This is a genomic window from Coriobacteriia bacterium, assembly GCA_018368455.1.
In the GTDB taxonomy this organism is placed as follows: domain Bacteria; phylum Actinomycetota; class Coriobacteriia; order Coriobacteriales; family UMGS124; genus JAGZEG01.
Genome location: JAGZEG010000001.1, coordinates 34795 through 55031, shown reverse-complemented (window position 1 = coordinate 55031; position 20237 = coordinate 34795). Strand labels below are relative to the sequence as shown.

Here is a 20237-nt window from a genome sequence, read left to right as displayed (position 1 = left end):
CCCTGATACCAAACGACCCCTGCAGCAGCTGTGCTACAGGGGTCGGCGCGAAACGATGTGAAGCGATGCGTTCTGAAAGCGGCCTACTCGGCGACAGCCTCGGAGGCCGTCTCGAGCGGAAGGACGTTCACGCGACGCTTGATGCCCTTCGTGTACTTCACGACGCCCTCGGCCTTGGCGAACAGAGTGTCATCCTTGCCGCGACCGACGTTGACGCCGGGGTGGAAGTGCGTGCCGTGCTGACGAACGAGGATGGTACCGCTCTTGACGATCTGGCCGTCAAAACGCTTGCAGCCGAGTCGCTGGCCGGCGGAGTCGCGACCATTACGGGTGGTACCGGTACCCTTCTTGTGTGCCATGAGAAAGCTCCCTGCTCAGAAGAAACGACGTTACTCGGCGACGGGCTCGGCGGCCTTGGCGGCACGCTTGGCAGCACCGGTGTTGATGCCCGTAATCTTGACCTTCGTCAGGTACTGACGGTGGCCGCGCGTACGGTGATAGCGCTTACGACGACGGAACTTGAAGACGAGCACCTTCTTGTCGCGGTACTGCTCGAGAATCTCGCCAGTCACGCTCGCCTTCTCAAGCTTGCTGGGATCAACGATGGCCTTCTTGCCATCATTGATGAACAGGACGTCGTCGAACGTGACGGCGGTGCCAGCCTCGCCCTCGAGCTTCTCGATGTGAATGACATCGCCCTCGGAGACCTTGTACTGCTTACCACCAGTGGAGACGATTGCGTACATGTGTTGATACCTTCCAGGTCGCTACAAATGCAATTGCCGATAATATCAGGCAGAAAAACAGGCGTCAACGAATTTGTGCCGTATCTCCACGGGGCATGGAGAAATCCCCAAACCCTTCTCGTTCCGTCTGTGAGAGCCTGGCCGGGGGCCTAGCGATGGAGCGTACCGCGCCGAGCGATGATAGCCACGGCGAGCTTCGCGTCCGCTGACACATGGACCCCGTCGGAACCGAGGATATCAGAAAGCTCGTCAACGAGCTCGTTGAAACCCGCCGATGTTAGTCCCGATACGAAATCAATAGCAATGAGCCCCGTGACGTCGTACTCGACGATGGCCTCGCCTATAGCGTGAACTGCGTCCTCGTTGACTTGGCTGATGAGGTCGGCCTTGTCGACGGCGTGCGCGTGGGCCGTGTTGACGTCGACGGTCCACATGGCCTCCGTGCGCTCGAACACGACCTCGCCACCGCCCGTCAGTGCGATGCGGCGGCCATCGAGCATGTCCTCGGGCGCCGAGAAGCGTGCACCGCTGATGGACGCGTCACCGTCGGCGTCGGGCTTCTCGGCCATAAGCAGCGCAGGCTCCGAGCCAGCACGCGCAATGACCGTAAACGCCGCCGCCTCCGTTATCTGCACGACGACAGCGGAGAGCACCTGCTCCCACGCTACGTCGTCAGCCGCAGTGCGCAGGATGACCGTCAGCGGGCCCACGCAGGCGGACAGCATGGAGGGGAGCCCCGTCGACGCGTCAGCGAAAGCGGTCTCGAGCTTCGTGGCGAGCTCGGCGCGGCGAACGCCGGAGAGCTTTTTGCTGACGAACACCTCGACGCTCGGGGGCGTCTTCTTGCCTGTGAGCGCGGCGCCGTCAAGGATGAGCACGCTCGTCCGCCCGGAGAACTCGATGCTCACCGAGGCGCGCGGCAGCTTCTTGCCGCGCTGGGGAGCCACGACCTGGGCGCAGACGCGAGCGCCCGGCACCGTGCGGGAGACGGTTGTGGGCTGCAGGCCCGCCAGCGGCACGAACAGCATGCCGTGGGCACCTCCGTCAAGAAAGCACGCATCGAGCGAAGCGTCGACGTGGTCGACAATGCCGCGCAGGATGTCGCCGGGCGAGAGCGCTAGATCGGACGCACCCATGTGCCGTCCTCCCTTTCCAGGTATTGCGCGCGCCTCACGATACGCACGCGCGTCGACTGCTCCGTCGATGATACGGCGTCGGGGGACGCACCCTCCCCCTCACCACCCCCGTGACATCCCCCAGCGGTCGAGATGGCCCCCAGACGGCGGCGTACCTCCCCCAGCAGGACGTCAGGGCGTAGCGCGCCCTCGTTGGACGAGCGCGTCACGAAGCGCACGAGCGCCCCGCCCATCGCCGCGCCGTCCTCCGGGACGAGGGCGTCGCCCTGCGGCAGCTCGCTCGCAACGAACGGACGCGCGACGGGAGGCTCGGCGAGCTTCTCCGCGAGCTCGACGGTCTTGGGCTTGCCGTTGCGCAGATAGGTGACAGCGCCCTCCGCGACGACGTCGTCGCACGCGCGCTGCACGAGCTCGGCAAAGCCGTCTGGAGCCGGCACGATGTTGAGCGAGGGATCCTGGAGCTGGACAAGCGCCTCGTAGCGCGCGATCGTCAGGTTGGCCGACAGGGAGGGCGAGCGCACATCCACATAGGCGACGTGCTGCGGCATGAGATCGGCACACGAGGCTGCCTGTAGCCGGGCGAGCACCTCGTCGGCCGGCACGAGGCGCGTCAGCGTAACATCGAGCCACTCGTCGTCGGAGGCGACGCCCACGGGAAGCGCCGGGCAGAACGCGAGGCGCATACGCGGGGAGAAGCCCTGCGACACGGCGAACGGGAGCCCAGCGCGCCGTACGAGGCGATCCATCGTGCGCAGCAGCTCGAGGTGGGCGAGATAGCGCAGGCGCCCGCGCTTGACGTAGCGCACGCGTGCGCAGAACAGCGTGGGTTCGTTGGCGTTGGCGGCGCTCATGCGCGCACCCCCTCTATGACGTTGGCGACATGCAGCGACGGACAGACGCCGCAGCCCGTGCAGTTTGTGCGCGTGCAGTCGGGCGTCGTGACGCCGGCCTGGGCGCGCTCCCACTCGCGGCGCAGGTAGCGCGACGAGACGCCTGCCGAGATGTGGTCCCACGGCAGAGGCCCGCCCACGTCGAACGGCGTGCAGGCCACGGCGTCCATGTCGACGCCGACCGCCTGGGCCGCGTCGCGCCACGTCTGCAGGTCGAACTGCTCCGTCCACGCGTCGAAGCGCGCGCCGCGGGCGTAGGCCTCGCAGATGAGCGGCGTGAGCTCTCGGCCGCCGCGCGACAGCACGGCCTCGAGAAACGAGCTGGCGTAGTCGTGGTAGCGCAGCGTGACGCCGCGGCGGGGCATGCTGGAGCGCAACAGCTCCTGGCGACGGCGCACCTCGTCAGGCGGCACCTGGCCGCACCACTGGAACGGCGTATCGGCCTTGGGGATGAACACGGCGCACGAGATAGAGATCTGCACGGCGCTGCGCTGGGCGGGCGGCGTGACCTGGCGGGCGAGCTCGTATGCGCGCCCGGACATCTGCGCGATGCCGACGATGTCCTCGTCCGTCTCCGTGGGCAAGCCCATCATGTAGTACAGCTTCATGCGCCGCCAGCCCGCCTCAAACGAGGCGCGCACCGCGTTCATGAGGTCGTCCTCCGTGACGCCCTTGTTGATGACGTCGCGCAGGCGCTGTGTGCCGGCCTCGGGCGCGAACGTGAGGCCGCCCTTCTTCTCGCCGGCCACGAGCTCAGCCATCTCGACGCCGAACGAGTCGAGGCGCTCCGACGGCAGCGATATGGACGTGCCCGTACCTGAGACAGCGCGATTGAGGCGACGCAATACGTTTTCGAGCGTCGAGTGGTCTGTCGTGGACAGCGACGTCAGCGACACCTCGTCGTAGCCCGTGCACGCCAGGCCGCACGCCACGGCGGCAACGATCTGGTCGGCGGGTCTCTCGCGCACGGGCCGGTATGTCATGCCGGCCTGGCAGAAGCGGCAGCCGCGCGCACAGCCGCGCAGCACCTCGACGGCTACGCGGTCGTGCACGATCTGCATGTAGGGAACAATGGTCGTGGCGAGCGGGTCCGTCGCAGCAAAGTCGGCCACGACGCGCTTCGTGACGACGGCCGGGGCATCCGTGCCGGGACGGGGCACGACGTGTGTGCGACCCACCCCGTCGCGCACCTCCTCGTAGAGGCTCGGCACGTAAACGCCGGGGGTGCGCGCAAGAGCGGCGAGGATGTCGGCGCGCGGCGTTCCGGCCGCGCGCAAGTCACGGATAAGCGCGCACACCTCGACGATGGACTCCTCGCCGTCACCGATGAGGATGGCGTCGAAGAACGCGCACACGGGCTCAGGGTTGTAGGCCGATGGGCCGCCGCCCAGCACGATGGGGTCATCCTGCGTGCGGTCAGACGCCAGTACGGGGATGGCAGCAAGCTGCAGGCACTCGACGAAGTTCGTGGCGGCAAGCTCATGCGGGATCGTAAAGCCCACGACATCGAACGAGGCAAGCGGGTAGGCGGACTCATGCGACCACAGCGGAACCTCGTGCTCTCGCATGAGCGCAGCCATGTCGACCCACGGCACGTAGGCGCGCTCGCACGCCATGCCCGGCTGGCGGTTCAGGATGCCGTACAGGATGGCGAGGCCCTGGTTGGGCAGGCCGACCTCGTACGTGTCCGGATAGACGAGGCAGACGCGGAAGGGCGCCTCGGCGTCGTGCACGGCACCCCATTCGTGGTCGAGGTAGCGCGATGGCTTCTCTACAAGGTCGAGCAGCGGCTCGACGCGGCCCCACAGGCTCGCGCGCTCGCGAAGCGTCGGCATGGGCATGCTAGCGGGCCTCCCCTTCTCGGTTGGATTCGGAGGTTGGTGCGGTCGTGCCAGGGGCGGAGATGGACGCAGGCGACTGGGGGCGCACAGCGATGCTGGCAGGTGCCTCGGCGTCAGCAAGGCGCTCAAAGTATGCGATGAGCGCGCGACCGACAGCGTATGTGCCGCCCGCGCCGACGCCCGCGCGCACGGCGAACGCGGGCAGCGGCAGCACGCGCACGAGGGCCCGCGCCACGCCACGCAGGCCAAACGCGCCCGCGACGACGGCAGCAAGCTCGCGAGCGCGCTCGGCCGTGAGCGGCACGCCGTAGATGGAGGCGATGCGCAGCGCAAGGCTCGCCTGCGTCACGGTCATGACGGGCAGGTCAGCCCCGGGGATAACGTCGAGCAGGCCCACGACCGCGTTCGACCCGCACGCCTCCGTGACGAGCGACAGCGCCATGGCGCGACGGCAGCACGGGAAGTTCGCGGCGGCAGCCGAGGCAGCCTCCTCGGGCAGGTGCTCGACGAGCCACGCACCCAGGGCGGTCGTCACCGTCGTCGGGTCGAGCCCCAGCAGCAGGTCTCCCTCCTCAACGCCGCCCCCCACGAGCAGCGCCTCGCACGCCTGGGCCTCAGCAGCTGCGTCGAACAGCCCGCACACGACGCACGGGACGCCCGCCTGGGCATAGCTGCGCCACAGGGCGGACGCGGCCTCCGGGGCGCCCTCGCTCTGGGCGCACAGGATAACGGCAGCATCTGACAGAGCGTTGACCTGCGGAGCCAGAGACGAGCGAAAGCCCTCGACATGTAGGCGCCCTCCCGAGCGCGCCGGCCTGAGCGCCGCGCGCACGGCGCGGCCCAGCTCGACGGGCCCTTCGAGGGCCACCATGACAGACAGGCGAACGACGCCCTGCGCCTCCTGGCCCGCCTCGCGACGCGCTGACAGTATCTTGGCGACCTCACCGACCGGTATCTTCACGGCGCCCCCCTTCTGGCATCCCTTCTACCCCACCTTCGTGCGGTGGCTCGCGACAGACAGCACGAGCCCCACGGTCATGAGCTGCGCGAGCATCGACGACGAGCCATAACTGATGAACGGCAGCGGGATGCCGGTAATGGGCATGAGCGACAGGCACATGCCGATGTTCTCGAATATCTGGAACGCCCACATGGCCGCAATGCCGACGATGGCCAGCCGGCCGAACAACAGCTCGCAGCGCAGCGCCACGCGAAGGCTCGCCAAGATGAGCGTGAGGTACAGCGCGATGAGAAGGACCGCGCCCACAAAGCCGAACTCCTCGGACAGCAGGGCGAACACGAAATCCGTGTGTGCCTCGGGCAGGTAGCCCGCGCTCGCCTGCGTCGCCCCGCCGATGCCCTTGCCAAACGCGCCACCCGACCCGACGGCAATGAGCGCCTGCTGCAGGTTGTAGCCTGCGCCGCTCGTGTCGTGCGTCGGGTCGAGAAACACAAGCAGGCGGTTCATCTGGTACGTTTTAAGGAACGAACGGTCATCGCCAAGAGCCATGTCGACGAAGCTGTCCGTCACGAGCACGAGGGCAACGAGACCCACGAGTATGCAGAGCGTCGCGACGACCCAGCTCCGGCGCGCTCCCCCGACGACGATGACGACGGCGCCGCCCACGAGTACGACGAGACCCGTCCCCAGGTCGGGCTGCAACAGGATGAGCAGGAACGGGATGGCGAGCATGCCACATGCCTTGACGTAGTCGCGCAACGTGTCCATGCGCCCGCCGTAGCGAGCGACGAGCGCCGCCATGAGAAACGCCGTGACCGGCTTGGCGATCTCGGACGTCTGCAGCGTCAGGTGGACGAACGGGATCTGAATCCAGCCGTTGATGCCGTTGGCGTGGTAGGCCAGACCCGGCACGAGCGGCAACACCATGAGCACGCAGTCGAGGATGAGCAGGGGCTTCACGGCATCAGAGAGCCTGCGGTAGTCGAAGCGGTAGCACACCGCCAGCGCCACGAGGCCCATGGCCGCGCCCGTGGCCTGGCGGGACAGCGAGGCGTCGGAGATGTCGAGAGACGCGGAGTACACGACGACGAGGCCGTACGCCACGAGCGCCAGCGTCGCGAGCAGCACCGGAACGTCGAGGCCGAGCACGAAATCGCGAACGACGTCGCCCGGCGAGCGACGCGTTGCGCTGCTCGACGCGTGCATGCCCTTTGCGCCAAAGCGAGCCATCAGTCCGTCGCCCCTCCCTCGCTGCGCCTCTCCTCGTTACCCGCCACGACGAGCGCGATCGGGTCGGTCATGGGTACGCCGTAGATGGCGCCGAGCACCTGGCGGCACATGTGCGTCGACACGCCGCCACCGCCACCACCGTGCTCGACGAGCGACGCGACGACATACTGGGGGTCGTCCGCGGGAGCGGCCGCCACGAACCACGCGTGCGTGTTCAGCGGGTCATCGCCCGCCTCGCCCGTGCCCGACTTGCCCATGACCTGCACGGGCAGGCCGTCGAAGTACGACCCGACGTTGCCGACTTCCGAGATGACGCCAACGAGTGCCTGGTCGATGAACGCCAGGTCCTCCTCGCTCACGGGTACGCTCTTGGCGACGGTCGGCTCGACGGTCTTGATGGCCTGCTGCGTCTCGCTCGACAGGATCTCCTTCATGACGTGCGGCCGCATCTGCGTGCCGTGCGCGACGAGGCCACTGTAGGCATAGCACAGCTGCATCGGCGTCACGAGGATGTCACCCTGCCCGATGGAGATGTTTGCCGTATCGCCCGGCTGCCACGCGCGCGCCTGGTCGTCGGCGCTCGTGTACCAGTTCCACTTCCACTCGGCGTCGGGAACGCGGCCCGCAGACTCGCCAGGCAGGTCGATACCCGTCTGGGAGCCCAGACCCCACAGGCGGAACATCTTCTGCAGCGCCTCGGGCTGGTCAGAGTAGGCGACCGCCTTCGCTATCTCGTAGAACACGGCGTCGCAGGAGTTCGTGATGCCCGTGTGCAGGTCGATGTTCTTGTGGCCGTCGTGGTTCCAGCACCACATGCCCGGCTCGCCCAGGCCCGTCCAGTAGCCAGGGCAGTAGAACGGCGTGTAGTAGCCGATGAGGCCCGACGCGAGCCCGGCGAGCGCCGTGAACGGCTTGATGGTGGAGGCAGAGGGGTACAGGCCGTTGATGGCGCGGTTGAGCAGCGGCGTGTTTGCCTCCTCGGCCTGCAGCTGGGCCCACAGGTCCGTGCTGATACCGCCGATGAACGCGTTGGGGTCAAACGTCGGCCAGCTCGCCATGGCAAGCAGCTCGCCCGTCTTGCAGTCCATGCACACGACGGCAGCGCCCGTCGGCTCGAACTCGAGGAAACGCCCGACCTCAAGGCCCGTCTGTATAGCGTCCTCTGCCGCCTGCTGGATGTTCAGGTCGATGGTGAGGCGCACGTCGGAGCCCTGCGTGGGCGGGATCTCGCTCACGGTGCCGATGACGGTGCCGTTGGCGTCGACGTGTACGGTGCGGCTGCCACGCACGCCCTGCAGCACGCCCTCGTACTCGTACTCGATGCCGGACATGCCGACGATGTCCCCCGAGACGTACTGAATGTGGTTACCCTCACGCGAGTTTTGGCCCTCGAGGTCGGTGATCGTGCCCGAATAGCCGAGCAGGTGCGCTGCAAGAGAGCCGTGCGGGTACGTGCGAACGGTGCGCGACTCGACGGAGACGCCGGGGAACTGCGCCGGGTGCTCAACGACGTAGGCCACGGCGCGCTCGGGCACGTCGATGAGCACGGTACGCCTGGACTGCGCGCCCTCCGTCGTGTTCTGGATGGCGCGGCGCACCGCGACGTCGGGCATACCGAGCAGGTTGGAGATGCGGCGAACGACGCGCGTGTCGTTCACAACGTCGGCATCAGCCACGAGCGTCATGGACGAGCGGTTGCCGACGAGCACCTCGCCGTTGCGGTCGAGGATGCGCCCGCGCGGGGCCCTCGTCGAGACCTCGCGCGTCAGGTTCCTCTCCGCTTGGGCGGAATAATCGTCGCTCGACAGCAGCTGCATACCCCACAGGCGCACGACGAGCGCCCCGAAGAACGCCCCGACGACGCCCTCCATGACGCGGATGCGCGTGCGCAGCGAGGCTTCGACGGCGCCCCCGTCCCCCTCCTTACTCGCGGCGCCCACCTGCGGTCCCGTTGCGGGGGGACGCGCGGGACCGGGATCGGCTTTGCGCAGGTCGAGGTCGCGCGCACGCAGGGGGCCGAGGCCGGCCTGCAACCGCTCGGAGCGATGGCGTGCAACGACAACGATCGTGGCAACGATGACGCCGACGAGCGCGATGCCGAGCACTATGGGCAGCCAGCGATACACGGGCGCGAACGCACCTCCTTGGAAGGTCGAGGCGAAGCGGGCGAACGGGGCGCGCATGCCAAGCGCATGCCTACCCCAACCGTATACCGTCAGACGTGAGGCGACGCGATCCCAGAACGCGATTCAGCACAAACAACGCGACGAAACCGACGACCACGTCGACGGCCGTGCCGGCGACGACACGACCGACCAGGGCCCAGCCCCCGTCGAGGCTCGTGCCGAACACGAGAAGGAACACGAGGTAAAGCACGTTGTAGGCCAGGGCGCACGCGGCGAACAGGGCCAGAGGCGTGCGCCAGCCCTCGGCGAGCATCCCCGGGCGAGCATTGCCCAGGGCATAGCCGGCAACAGCGCAGAGCAGGGCCGAGAGGCCGACGGGGCCTGCGCCCGTCAGGTCGAACAGCAGGCCGAGCACAAAGCCGGCGAGCGTTCCGGTGCGAGCTCCCCCGAGGCAGGCAAGGCAGGCCGTCAGCACGAGAAGAAAGCCGGGCACGGCGCCAAACACCTGGACATGAGGTGCGAGAACGAGGTGCGCGAGAACGAGCACGACGCAGGTGACCGCCATGTGGCGACGGTTCGTGCTCGTGTCAGAGCCTCCTATCACTGCGCCTCCCCTCCCTCGGCGCCGGCGTCAGTCGCGTCCCCTGCCGCTGCGTCAGTCGCGGGCTCGTCGGCCGTGTCTGTATCGGCCGTCTGGCCCGCAAGCACCTGTTCCGCCTGGGCGTCGGCCGTCGCTTCGTCAAACGACATGACGACAAACACCTCCTCGTAGCTCGGCACGCTCGCAGACCCGCCGGCAGCGGGATCGATTGTGATCTCGTGATAGAGGTCGGACGGGTTCGTCGTCACGCTCGTCACCGTGCCGAGCGGCAGGCCCTTCGGGTAGACGCCACCGAGACCTGACGTCACGACCAGCTCGCCGACAGTCACGGAGACGGACGAGTCGACGTACTGCAGGCGCAGCGTGCCGTCGACCGAGCCGCTGACGACGCCGCTTGCGCGCGAGCTCTGCAGCATGGCGGAGATGCCCGACTGGGGGTCGCTGATGAGGCGAACCGTCGCCGACGTCGCCGCGACGGACGTCACCTGGCCGACGACACCCGTGCCGCACGTGACAGGCATGTCGAGCCTCACGCCGTCCGTCGCGCCCTTGTCTATCGTGATCGTGTCGTTCCAGCTATCCGTAGAGCGACCGATGACCCGCGCCGCCTTGCCGCGCATGCCATAGGCGCTCGTAAGATCAAGTAGCTCCTCGAGGCGGGCGTTTTCTTGCTCGTACTCCGTCATCTGTGCGAGCTGTTGGCGAAGGCCGGCATTCTCCAGTTCGAGCTCGGACAGCGTCGCCGAGTCGGCTGTTGCGTTACGCACGACGTTACCCAGCGCAACAAATGGGCGGGCAAGCTGAGAGCCGGCCCACGAGAACGGAGCGGCAACCGTCTGGGCGGCGCTGCGCAGCACGTGCACAGGGCCGGAGGGGCCCTCGCGGAAGTACAGCGTCACGATGACGACGGACACGACGCACAGCGCGACGAGCAGCCTCAGCGCCCCGGACGGCGCGTCCGGCTCACCGATCGGTGGCTTCAGCCGCGCCATGGCGCATCGCCTCCCGGGGAACGCCGCCGCATCATGAACGGCTGCTCTGCAGGTAGGAGCGGTTCAGGGAATTGGCCTCGAGCACACGCGTGCAGCCGTTGACAACGTTTTCGAGCGCCGTGGGCGACACGTTAACGGGCACGCCCGTCTCCTCGCGCAAGCGCTGGTCGAGGCCACGCAGCAGGCCGCCGCCACCCGAAAGCAAGATACCGTAGTACATGAGATCGCTCGCGAGGTCGGGCGGCGTCATGTCAAGCGCGTCCTTCACGGCCTTGACGATCTCGCCGATAGGCTGCTGCAGTGCCCGACGGACCTCTTCGGACTCGATGCGCACCGTCTTGGGCATGCCGCTCATGACGTCGCGGCCGTTGACTTCGACGTCGAGTTCGCGCTCGAGCGGGGCGGCGGAACCGACCTTGATCTTGATGATCTCGGCCGTGCGCTCGCCGATGTTCAGGTTGTACGTGTCCTTGACGTGTTCGAGGATGGCACGGTCGAACTCGTTGCCCGCCGTGCGCACGGAGCGAGACACGACGATGCCGCCCATGGAGATGACAGCGACCTCTGCCGTACCGCCGCCGATGTCGACAATCATGGAACCCGTGGGCTCCTCGACGGGCAGGTCGGCGCCGATCGCCGCCGCCATGGGCTCCTCGATGAGGAACGCCTGGCGAGCGCCGGCCTGAACGGCGGCCTCGAACACGGCGCGCTTCTCGACGGACGTCACGCCGCTCGGCACGCCGATGACGACGCGCGGGCGCGGGGTCCACGGATAGCGCCGCTCGTGAGCTTTGCCGATGAAGTAGCGCAGCATGGCCTCCGTCACGTCAAAGTCGGCGATGACGCCGTCTTTGAGCGGCCGGACAGCCACGATATTGCCCGGGGTGCGCCCGAGCATGCGCTTGGCCTCGGCGCCGACGGCAAGCACGCGCTTCTCGTCGCGATCGATGGCCACGACGGACGGCTCGTTGAGCACGATGCCCTGCTCGCGCGTAGCAACGAGGGTGTTCGCGGTACCCAGGTCGATGGCGAGGTCGCCGCCATACTGTCCGAACAGGCTATCGAAGATCGACATGGCCCACCAATCCAAACGCTGCGGTAAGGACGTCATCGCGGCGCGCGAGACCCACCATGAGGTCCCGTCCGCCGCGACGGCGCGCCCAGCCTGACTGAGCGTGCGACCCCGAGGGCCTCCTTACAGGAGAGCCCACCGGGGTCGCGCAGGTCGTGCATTGCGCTAAATTACGCGCCGAAGAAGATGCCGATCTCGCGCTCGGCCGACTCGGGCGAGTCGGAGCCGTGGATGACGTTGCGGTCGACGCACAGGCCGAAGTCGCCGCGAATCGTGCCGGGAGCCGCCTTGGCGCAGTCCGTGGCGCCCATGAGGCGACGCATATTGGCGACGGCGTTCTCGCCGGAGATGACCATCTTCACGACGGGGCCGCTCGTGATGTAGGACACGAGACCGTCGTAGAACGGCTTGCCCTGGTGCTCGGCGTAGTTGGCGGCAGCCTGCTCAGGCGTGACGTTCTCGAGGACCATGCGCTCGATCTTCAGGCCAGAGCGCTCGATGCGGTCGATGATGGCGCCGATGTGGCCGTTGGCAACAGCGTCCGGCTTGATCATGATGTAGGTCTGCTCCTGCATGTGGGTTCCTTTCCCAGACGAAACGATACGGATACGGCGCGGAAGGGGATGCTCCAGCGTGCCCCCTCCCCCACCTGGACGCGCTCCCGCCCGAGAGCGAAGAGCGCGGTGGGACCAATAAGCTGCGCGCCCCTGCGGCTACGCGACGGGCTGCTGAGCCTCGCCCTCGGCTGCAGGCGCAGCGTCAGCGGCAGCCTGATCCTGCGCGGCGGAATCCTGCACGGCAGGATCCGTCGCAGCGGGCTGCTGAGCCGAGACAACGGGATCGGACGTGGCCTCGAGGTACGTGGCGCCGTCAACGGACATCTGGACCTGGGAGACGGTGGAGACCTTCCAGCCGAGGCCCTCGCGCGCAAGCGTAACGTCGTAGTTCAGCACGCCACCCTCGGGCAGGGTGACGGTGACGAGCGCCGTCGACTCGGACGCAGCAACGTCCATGCCGGCGATGTCGTGCGTGCTGCCACGCGCGATCGACGCGACAGCCTGCTGCTGCGACGTGCTGGAGACGCCCGTCGCCCAGTATTCGCTCGCCGACGTGCCTTGCGACGCCGCGTCGAACACGCCGTCGATAGCAACCTGCTGCGACGGCATGCCGATGCCCTGCATGTAAAGCACAATGCACGCGACGAAGGCCGCGAGCACGAGCGCGAGTACAGCAATGGCGATCTTGAGGCCGATGTGGCGCGAGCCGCCCTTCTTGCCCTTCGTGGCCTTCTTGCTGGCCTTGCTGGCCGCCTCGATGTCCTCGTCGGTGATATCGAAGAAGCCCGACTCGTCAGGCGACGGCATGACCTCGCCCGAACGACCAAGCGGGTCGAGCGGATCGAAGCCGCCCGAGGAACTCTGGGCGCCGTAGCCCGACAGGAAGTCAGCCGTGCTCCCGCCCTGCGTGCCAGCGGCACCGGCAAGCGAGTTCGTAGCCATCTGAGCCCTCTGCATGTCGGCCTGGGCCGGGGCGGAGAGCTGGTAGCCGTTCGAGAGCGCGGCGTTGAACGCCTGCATGGCCTCGATCATACGGTTCGACGCGACGTACGCCTGCCCAAGGTTCGCCTGAATCATGTTGCGCTCGTTGGCGTCCTGCGAGAAATCGAGCGCGGTGCGGTAGGCCTCGGCGGCGTCAGCCGGACGGTGGAGCTGAACGAAGCAGACACCGAGGTTGATGAGGGCCTTCGCGGGGTCGGGGTTGTTCTCCTCGAGCGCCGCCTTGCGGTACGCGACGCCGGCATTGCGAGGGTCACCGAGCTTGGAGTACGCGCCACCCAGCGCGAGCAGCGCCTTGTACGAACCCGTGTAGCTCGGGTCGTCGAGCGCCTGACGCAGGGACGTGACGGCGCCGCTGAAGTCGCCGAGGGCAACCTGGGCCTTGCCGAGGTTCGTAAAGACAGCGCCACGGTTGGCATACGCCGTGTCTGCGGTGGCGACCTGGTACGCCTGGACGGCCTCACGCACGCGACCGAGCCTCATGAGGGCGTTGCCGCGCAGGTGTGCTGCCTCGCCGGCGCCCGGACCGGTCATGCACGTGGAGAACAGCAGGGCAGCCGTCTCCCAGTCCTTGGCGTCGTACGCCTGCTTTGCCCTATTGAAGGTCGAGATGTCCACCGCTTGACTCCTTGAAAACGTTACTACGTGTGAAACCGTGCCGACAGCGGCTGATTAGGCCTCGTGCTTGATGCTCACGTGGGTGATCTCGTCACCCTTGCGCAGCTGGCGAATGACATCCTGGCCGGAGATGGTCTGGCCGAACACCGTGTAGTTCGGATCGAGGAAGTGCTGGGCGCCCAGGCAGAAGTAGAACTGCGAGCCAGCGGAGTCGGGCATCTGCGAGCGGGCCATGGCCAGCGCGCAGTCCTCATGGCTGTTATTGGGGTTCGTGCGGTACTCGGCCTTGATGCAGTAGCCGGGGCCGCCCGTGCCGGGGCGAGGCGCACCGGGGCGGCCGCCCCTGACGACCTCTTCGCTCGTCATGTCGCGTGTGTTGGGGTCGCCGCCCTGGATGACGAAACCGGGCTCAAGGCGGTGGAACTTCGTGCCGTCGTAGAAGCCCTTCTCCGCGAGCTCGCAGAAGTTGGCGACGTGGATGGGCGCGCCCGCAGCGTCGAGCTTGACCTCGATCGTGCCGCGCGGGGTCTCGAACACGGCGATCTCGTCACCGGCGGGCTGATACGTAGGCGTGTAAAGCGGCGTTCCGAACGGCATGAGCATCCCTGCTTTCTCACGTGGACAACGCGAACCCCGAAAAGGGCCGCATAAGCTGCAATCGCACAGATGATAGCGTTTTGAAGCGCAGGGCGCGGCCCCACGGCACGTTCATGCCGAAAGACCGCAACCCTGGTGGCGACGTACTGTGAAACGAGCGGAGCCCGCATGCCCCCTGGCACGTACGGGCTCGGGGCAAGTGACTGCTAGGCAACCTCGACAGGAGCGGACGACGGGTACAGCGAATCGTACTCCGCCTTGTAGCGGTTGACGCCGCCCTCGCCGTTGTCGGCGCCAAGGATGGACGAGATCTGGTCGCTGGCAGCAGAGGGGTTGTCACCGGCGTCGACGGAAGCCTGCCAGGCCTCGACGAGGACGCGGATACGGTTGGCGAGATCGTTGTAGAGCGTCTTCATCGTGTTGAGCGAGTCGACATAGGCGGAGCCGTCAGCAAGCGTCATCTGGTCAAGACCCGACTGCTGAGCCGAGATCTCGTCCCACAGCGCCTGGGCCGTGGCGAGCGAGTTCTGGCGCACGGTGATGTCGCTCGACAGATACGAAGAGTTGAAGTCCTCGGCGACGGCGGAGATACGGTCGTTGAAGCCGGCCAGCTGGCTGTAGTAGTTCGTCAGCTGGGCGAAGGCGTCGGCATTGGAGAGGCCGGCGGCAGTCGCGGGCTGATCAGCCGCGGGGACATCCGTAGGCTCCGTCGGCGTGGCGCCGTCCGTAGCAGGAGCGTTGGCGTTCGTGCCCTGCGCGGCGTCAACGGTGCTCGAAGTCGCCGCGGGCGCCTGTGTCGTGGAGGAAGACGTAGCAGGCTTTGCCAGGTTGATGACGATAAGCACGATAGCGACAATGATGACGAGCGCCAGAAGCACGATAAGCACGATGGGCCATTTGGGCGTCCCGCCCATCTGGCTCGTGTCGAAGTTGCGCACGGCCTGCTGCTGGCCACGCGGCGCATGCTGCTGCGGCATGGACGAGTTCATGGGAACAGCGGCGCGGCTCGGGCGCTGGCCGGCACGCGGCGCCGTCTGATCCTCCAGCGGAGGCATGCGGCGCGTCTGGTCGACATAGCCGGCGGCCTGGCCGGACGAGCGACGCTGGGCTGCCTCGACATCGGCGCCACAGACGGGGCAGTACTTGACGTTATTTGCTATCTCGCTCCCACAAAGAGGGCAGTTCATAAGTGCCTCCTACGTTCGCGTGTGTTTGGTTGCTGCGAATAAACGGCGGAAAGCTCGGCTCTGATTCTACACCCCGGCGTGGTATGGCGACCTACATACTTGGCTCGGCCAAAGCATCTTCGGCCAAATCTCCGCGACCGTATCGCACGCTTGAAAATCATTTGCTTTAGACGCTCACGAGAGACTTTATACTTTTTTCTTTTTCAACTCTCAACTATGAATCTAGAGTCTGTTACGACACCGCCCGTAGGTAGGCGGCCGCGCCGTCGGCCATTGCACTCGCAAGAACATCCTGGTAGGCCGGGTCGTTCATGCGCACGTCTTCGTCAGGGTTCGAGATGAAGCCCATCTCATACAGGACGGACGGCACCTGACAGAAGTTGAACCCGGCAAGGTCGCTGCGCTCGACGATACCCATGTCGTTGGCGCCCGTCTCATCGATGATGATGGGGTGCATGATCTCCGCCGCCTGCAGCGACGCCTCGTAGATGGGCTCCGTCCACTCATTCACGCCCGGCACGAGCGTTGAAAAACCACTAACGGATGGGTCGTCCCCGCCGTCGCAGTGCAGGCGGATGAACAGGTCGGCTCCGCACTCGTTGGCGACCTGCGCGCGCTGCTCGCTCGAGAGGACGACGTCGTTCGTCATACGCACCATGACGACGGTGACGCCCATGGCCTCGAGCTTCTCCTGAAGCCGCAGGGCCATCTCAAGCGCGACCTCGTACTCGGGCACGCCCGTCGCGACGCCTGTCGCGCCACCCGGCTCGACGTACTGCATCTCACTCGAGCCCGGACCAATGGGCGTAAGCGTGAGGTCGGCCTGCTCCCCGTGGCCGGCGTCGATGCACACGACGCCGCGCACAGGCCAGTCGCCCGAGGCCAGACGCGTCCGCACGTCATCTCGCAGCGTTGTGACGACGGTGCCCAGCTGGGACACGCCCTGCGCAGCGGCCTGCGACGGCCCGCCCACGAAAGAGATGGGCTGTGGGCCAGGACAGGCGACAAAGCCGAGCACGACAAGGCACACGGCGGCGATGACGCCAAGCAGAAGAGCTAGCCTCATTCCCCCGGAAAGCGCGGACACAGCTTCGAGCAGCGGGTTCGAGCGCCTGATGGGCAGATCGACCGGATCGAGGCGCGTGGGGCTGCCATAGGGAGCGCGCCCGTCGCCCGCCTCCCAGTCGTCAGGCAGCCGGCGCCGCACGGCGGCCACTACGCGTCACCCTTCGCCCGCGGCTGGCCACAGGCGCTGCAGAAGTTCCCCGTGTTGCCACGGGCGCCGCACGGGCAATCCCACGTCTGAGCGTCGTCATCGGATGCCCCGTCCCCTGCAGGCAGGGTCGTCGTGGCATCGGTCGCGTGATCCAGGACGTGCGTTCGAGAGGCGTCCTGCTCATCGACGTTGTAGCCGGCGTCCTCATAGTCCGCCGTGCTGTCGTAGCCCGGATCCTCGTAGGCAGGATCGTATGCGCCGTACGCGCCCTGGTCGTAGCCCGCGTTTCCGTAGGAGGGATCGTGCCAGGCCGCCGGCGGCTCGGGAGCCGCATAGCTGCGCGCAACCGCGACGGGCTCCGGGGGATATGGGTGCGCATGGCCGGTCTGGGCATACCCCGTCGCGCTATAACCGCCGTCGTAGCCGCCCGAGCCGGCACCGCCCTCATACCAGCCCTGCGCGTCAGCGCCAGCCTCAGCAGCAGGGGCAGCGACGGCCACCCCCTCGTCGAGATGTTCCTTGATGGCGGCGACGTTCTCGACGAGCTTGACCATCAGCATGGCGAGCTCGAACGAGACGCGAAGCACCACCTCGCACAGCACGATGCCGACGAGCAGGCTGACGACGATGAGCGCCCACTGGCCGGCGCCAAGAAACGAGGCGTAGCCCGAGCTGATGGCCTCGACGCAGAAGTGCACGAAGCCACCGATCGAGAACACGAGCACCCCGATGGAGAGCAGCACGTAGCAGAACTTGAAAATGGACGCCACGACAAGGCGGTCAAAATTGAGAAACGCGCGCAGGCCGCCGGATGCACCGTGCTTCTTGCCGCGCGGCATGCCGACAACGCACACGAGCACCGCAAGCACGAGCGTCAGAATGGAGCACGTCAACAGCGTGGTCGTGTCGAGAAAGACCAGAGAGAGCATCTGGCCGTACGACCCAAGTCCACCTATTCCACTTAACACGGCAAAGTCACGCCCCTTTCGCGCGGCACAGGCCTCCGCACGCCCCGTGGCGAGCGGCCGGTAATAGAGTTGCATCCCGTCAGAATGCACCTAGCCTGACAGGATACCACGCCGCCCCTTGAGCAGCGTTCCCGCCCCCGCATATCACGCCATACGTCGACGTCAGGACAAAAGTTCGCCTTCCCGCTTTATTTGTGCATTCTGTGAACTACTATAGGGGGCATGCGCGCGACACCGCAGGCGTCGCGCAGGCATGCCGGTACGGTTGCACGGCTCAATGATGTCGACCACAGAGAGTCAGGAGACAGCGATGGGCGCACCTCAGACAGACCGGGTGAGAAACCTCGTACTTGTAGGCCAGGGAGGGGTGGGAAAGACGTCGCTCGCCGAGGCGATGCTGCACCTCTCCGGCAAGACGGCGCGCCTTGGCGGGCACGCCGGCTCGAAGCCGACGCTCGACTATGACCCCGAGGAGTCGAAGCGCAACTTCTCCATCTCGACGTCCATCGCGCCCATCGAGCACAACGGCCTGAAGATCAACATCCTCGACGCACCGTGCTACCCCGACTTCATCGGCGACGCCTACGCGGCGCTCTCCGTGGCCGAGACGGCCCTGTTCGTCGTCGACGCATCCGAGGGCCCACAGCCCACGACCGTCAAGCTGTGGTATGCGGCCGAGGACCTGCCGCTTGCCCGCGCCGTGTTCGTCAACCGCATCGACAAGGACAACGTCAGCTTCTCTGACACGCTCGAGGCCCTGACGGAGCGCTTCGGCACGCGCCTGGGCGCCATGAGCCTGCCCATGGGCGAAGGCCCCGACTTCCACGGCGTCATCGACGTCCTACGCATGCAGGCCCACACGTACGGTCCCGACGGCGCGCAGACAGTCGGCGACATCCCCGCCGAGTTCGCCGACGCCGCCCAGAAGGCCCACGACCACATGTGCGACCTGGTCGTTGAGGCGGACGACGACGCCATGGAGCGCTACCTCGAGGGAGAGCCCCTCTCCCAGGACGACCTTGAGCGCCTGCTGGGCGTCGCCATCGCACAGCGCATGTTCGTCCCCGTCTACGTGGGCTCCGCCGTCAAAGAGCAGGGCGTTCGCCTGCTGCTCGACGACATCGTCGCCTACTTCCCGTCGCCGCTCGACTACGGCGCCATGCCGCTGAACGACGGCACGTCGCTCAAGATCTCCTCGGCAGACGAGCGCCCCGTCGCCTTCGTCTTCAAGACGCTTGTCGACCCGGCCGCCGGCCGTCTGTCGTTCCTCAAGGTGCTGGCCGGCACGCTCGAGCCTGCGACGGAGCTCGTGTGCGCCCGCACGCAGAAACGCGAGCGCATGGGTCACCTGTACCTCATGTGCGGCCACGACACGACGGACGTCAATCGCGCCCTCGCCGGCGACATCATCGTCGTCCCCAAGCTCGACGCCAACACGGGCGACACGCTGTCGACGACGGGCAAGGTCGAGGCCGAGGCGTTCCGCTTCCCCAACTCGCTGTACCAGGTGGCCATCCGCGCCAAGAACCGCACGGAGGAGGACAAGCTCGGCGCCTTCCTCGAGAAGACGTGCGACGCCGACCCGACGATCAGCGTGACGCGCAACGAGGAGACGCACCAGACCGTCATCTCCGCCATCGGCGAGGCGCAGGTCTCCGTGCTGCTCAACCGCCTCGGCGAGCGCGTGGGCATCGAGGCGGTCATCGAGCCGCTGCGCATCCCCTATCGCGAGACGATCCGCAAGGCCGCCTCGGCTCAGGGCCGCCACAAGAAGCAGACGGGCGGCGCCGGCCAGTTCGGCGACTGCTGGCTGCGCGTCGAGCCCAACCCCGGCGAGGGCTACGAGTTCCTCGACGAGATCGTCGGCGGCAAGATTCCGCGCCAGTACATCCCCGCCGTCGACAAGGGCGTGCAGGAGGCTATGGTCGAGGGCGTCATCGCCGGCTACCCGATGGTCGACGTCAAGGTGGCGTGCTTCGACGGCTCGTACCACCCCGTCGACTCGAACGAGATGGCGTTCAAGACGGCCGCGCGCATCGGCTTCCGCGCCGCGTGCGAGCACGCCGACCCCGTCATCCTCGAGCCCATGGCCAACATGGTCATCACGGTGCCCGACGCCTACGCCGGCTCCGTCATGGGCGACGTCTCGGCGAGCCGCGGCCGTGTGACCGGCATGGACTCCGACGGGCGCGGCAACACGAAGGTGCTCGCGACCATCCCCTACGCCGAGGTCACGGACTACTCCACGCGCCTGCGCTCGCTGTCGCGCGGCACGGGCGAGTACACGATCGAGCTCGAGGGTTACGAGCAGGTGCCGCATGACACGGCCGCCAAGCTCATCGAGGAGTACCAGAAGCAGCGCGCCGAGGGCAGCAAGTAGGTGTAAGCCGCCCAGCTCGCACGACATGTCACGGGGCACAAAGGAGCCCGGCCGTCCCCAGCAGAGGGGCGACCGGGCTTTTTGGTGCCGCTTTTAACGCGCGCCAGCGACAAGACGCAC

General features: G+C 67.0%; 18 protein-coding genes. 1 reads left to right on the top strand and 17 read right to left on the bottom strand.

Annotated elements, in window-relative coordinates:
• Positions 1 to 83: 83 nt before the first annotated feature.
• The 17 genes from rpmA to KHZ24_00160 form a co-directional block, all read right to left on the bottom strand.
• Positions 84 to 359, bottom strand: coding sequence for a 50S ribosomal protein L27 (gene rpmA / locus KHZ24_00240; GenBank protein ID MBS5449633.1), 276 nt, complete (start codon positions 357 to 359; stop codon positions 84 to 86).
• A gap of 30 nt (positions 360 to 389) precedes the next feature.
• Complete coding sequence (gene rplU, locus KHZ24_00235; GenBank protein MBS5449632.1) at positions 390 to 746, bottom strand: 50S ribosomal protein L21; 357 nt, start codon at positions 744 to 746, stop codon at positions 390 to 392.
• A gap of 149 nt (positions 747 to 895) precedes the next feature.
• Positions 896 to 1882, bottom strand: a complete 987-nt coding sequence (locus KHZ24_00230) for a ribonuclease E/G (protein ID MBS5449631.1) — start codon at positions 1880 to 1882, stop codon at positions 896 to 898.
• Positions 1864 to 2733 carry a TIGR03936 family radical SAM-associated protein gene (locus KHZ24_00225; protein MBS5449630.1) on the bottom strand — a complete coding sequence of 290 codons (870 nt, stop codon included), beginning with the start codon at positions 2731 to 2733 and terminating at the stop codon, positions 1864 to 1866. Before KHZ24_00225 ends, KHZ24_00230 begins: the two co-directional genes overlap by 19 nt.
• On the bottom strand, positions 2730 to 4607 hold the full coding sequence (locus KHZ24_00220) for a TIGR03960 family B12-binding radical SAM protein (GenBank protein ID MBS5449629.1): 1878 nt from the start codon (positions 4605 to 4607) through the stop codon (positions 2730 to 2732). The genes KHZ24_00225 and KHZ24_00220 overlap by 4 nt, the downstream gene beginning before the upstream one ends.
• A gap of 7 nt (positions 4608 to 4614) precedes the next feature.
• On the bottom strand, positions 4615 to 5574 hold the full coding sequence (locus KHZ24_00215) for a DUF697 domain-containing protein (GenBank protein ID MBS5449628.1): 960 nt from the start codon (positions 5572 to 5574) through the stop codon (positions 4615 to 4617).
• Positions 5575 to 5598: 24 nt separating this feature from the next.
• A complete protein-coding gene (locus tag KHZ24_00210) occupies positions 5599 to 6804 on the bottom strand; it encodes a rod shape-determining protein RodA (protein ID MBS5449627.1) in 1206 nt (401 codons plus the stop codon).
• The gene (mrdA, locus tag KHZ24_00205) at positions 6804 to 8930 is read right to left on the bottom strand and encodes a penicillin-binding protein 2 (protein ID MBS5449626.1); all 2127 of its coding nucleotides are present in this window, start codon (positions 8928 to 8930) and stop codon (positions 6804 to 6806) included. The genes KHZ24_00210 and mrdA overlap by 1 nt, the downstream gene beginning before the upstream one ends.
• Positions 8931 to 9000: 70 nt before the next feature.
• The gene (gene mreD / locus KHZ24_00200; GenBank protein MBS5449625.1) at positions 9001 to 9534 is read right to left on the bottom strand and encodes a rod shape-determining protein MreD; all 534 of its coding nucleotides are present in this window, start codon (positions 9532 to 9534) and stop codon (positions 9001 to 9003) included.
• Positions 9531 to 10523, bottom strand: coding sequence for a rod shape-determining protein MreC (mreC, locus tag KHZ24_00195; GenBank protein ID MBS5449624.1), 993 nt, complete (start codon positions 10521 to 10523; stop codon positions 9531 to 9533). Before mreC ends, mreD begins: the two co-directional genes overlap by 4 nt.
• A 31-nt stretch (positions 10524 to 10554) precedes the next feature.
• Positions 10555 to 11598, bottom strand: a complete 1044-nt coding sequence (locus KHZ24_00190) for a rod shape-determining protein (GenBank protein ID MBS5449623.1) — start codon at positions 11596 to 11598, stop codon at positions 10555 to 10557.
• Between the two features lie 167 nt (positions 11599 to 11765).
• Positions 11766 to 12170: a nucleoside-diphosphate kinase gene (ndk, locus tag KHZ24_00185; protein MBS5449622.1), complete on the bottom strand. Its 405-nt coding sequence runs from the start codon at positions 12168 to 12170 to the stop codon at positions 11766 to 11768.
• A 138-nt stretch (positions 12171 to 12308) separates the two neighbouring features.
• The gene (locus tag KHZ24_00180) at positions 12309 to 13769 is read right to left on the bottom strand and encodes a tetratricopeptide repeat protein (GenBank protein MBS5449621.1); all 1461 of its coding nucleotides are present in this window, start codon (positions 13767 to 13769) and stop codon (positions 12309 to 12311) included.
• Between the two features lie 54 nt (positions 13770 to 13823).
• Positions 13824 to 14366 (bottom strand): peptidylprolyl isomerase, encoded by a 543-nt coding sequence (locus tag KHZ24_00175; protein ID MBS5449620.1) that lies wholly within the window; start codon positions 14364 to 14366, stop codon positions 13824 to 13826.
• Positions 14367 to 14572: 206 nt separating this feature from the next.
• Positions 14573 to 15553, bottom strand: a complete 981-nt coding sequence (locus KHZ24_00170) for a zinc ribbon domain-containing protein (protein MBS5449619.1) — start codon at positions 15551 to 15553, stop codon at positions 14573 to 14575.
• A 232-nt stretch (positions 15554 to 15785) separates the two neighbouring features.
• Positions 15786 to 16769, bottom strand: a complete 984-nt coding sequence (locus tag KHZ24_00165; GenBank protein ID MBS5449618.1) for an N-acetylmuramoyl-L-alanine amidase — start codon at positions 16767 to 16769, stop codon at positions 15786 to 15788.
• Complete coding sequence (locus KHZ24_00160; GenBank protein MBS5449617.1) at positions 16769 to 17737, bottom strand: DUF4282 domain-containing protein; 969 nt, start codon at positions 17735 to 17737, stop codon at positions 16769 to 16771. The genes KHZ24_00165 and KHZ24_00160 overlap by 1 nt, the downstream gene beginning before the upstream one ends.
• A 310-nt stretch (positions 17738 to 18047) precedes the next feature.
• On the opposite strand from KHZ24_00160, the gene KHZ24_00155 reads away from it, so the two are divergent.
• On the top strand, positions 18048 to 20117 hold the full coding sequence (locus KHZ24_00155; GenBank protein ID MBS5449616.1) for an elongation factor G: 2070 nt from the start codon (positions 18048 to 18050) through the stop codon (positions 20115 to 20117).
• Positions 20118 to 20237 lie beyond the last annotated feature (120 nt).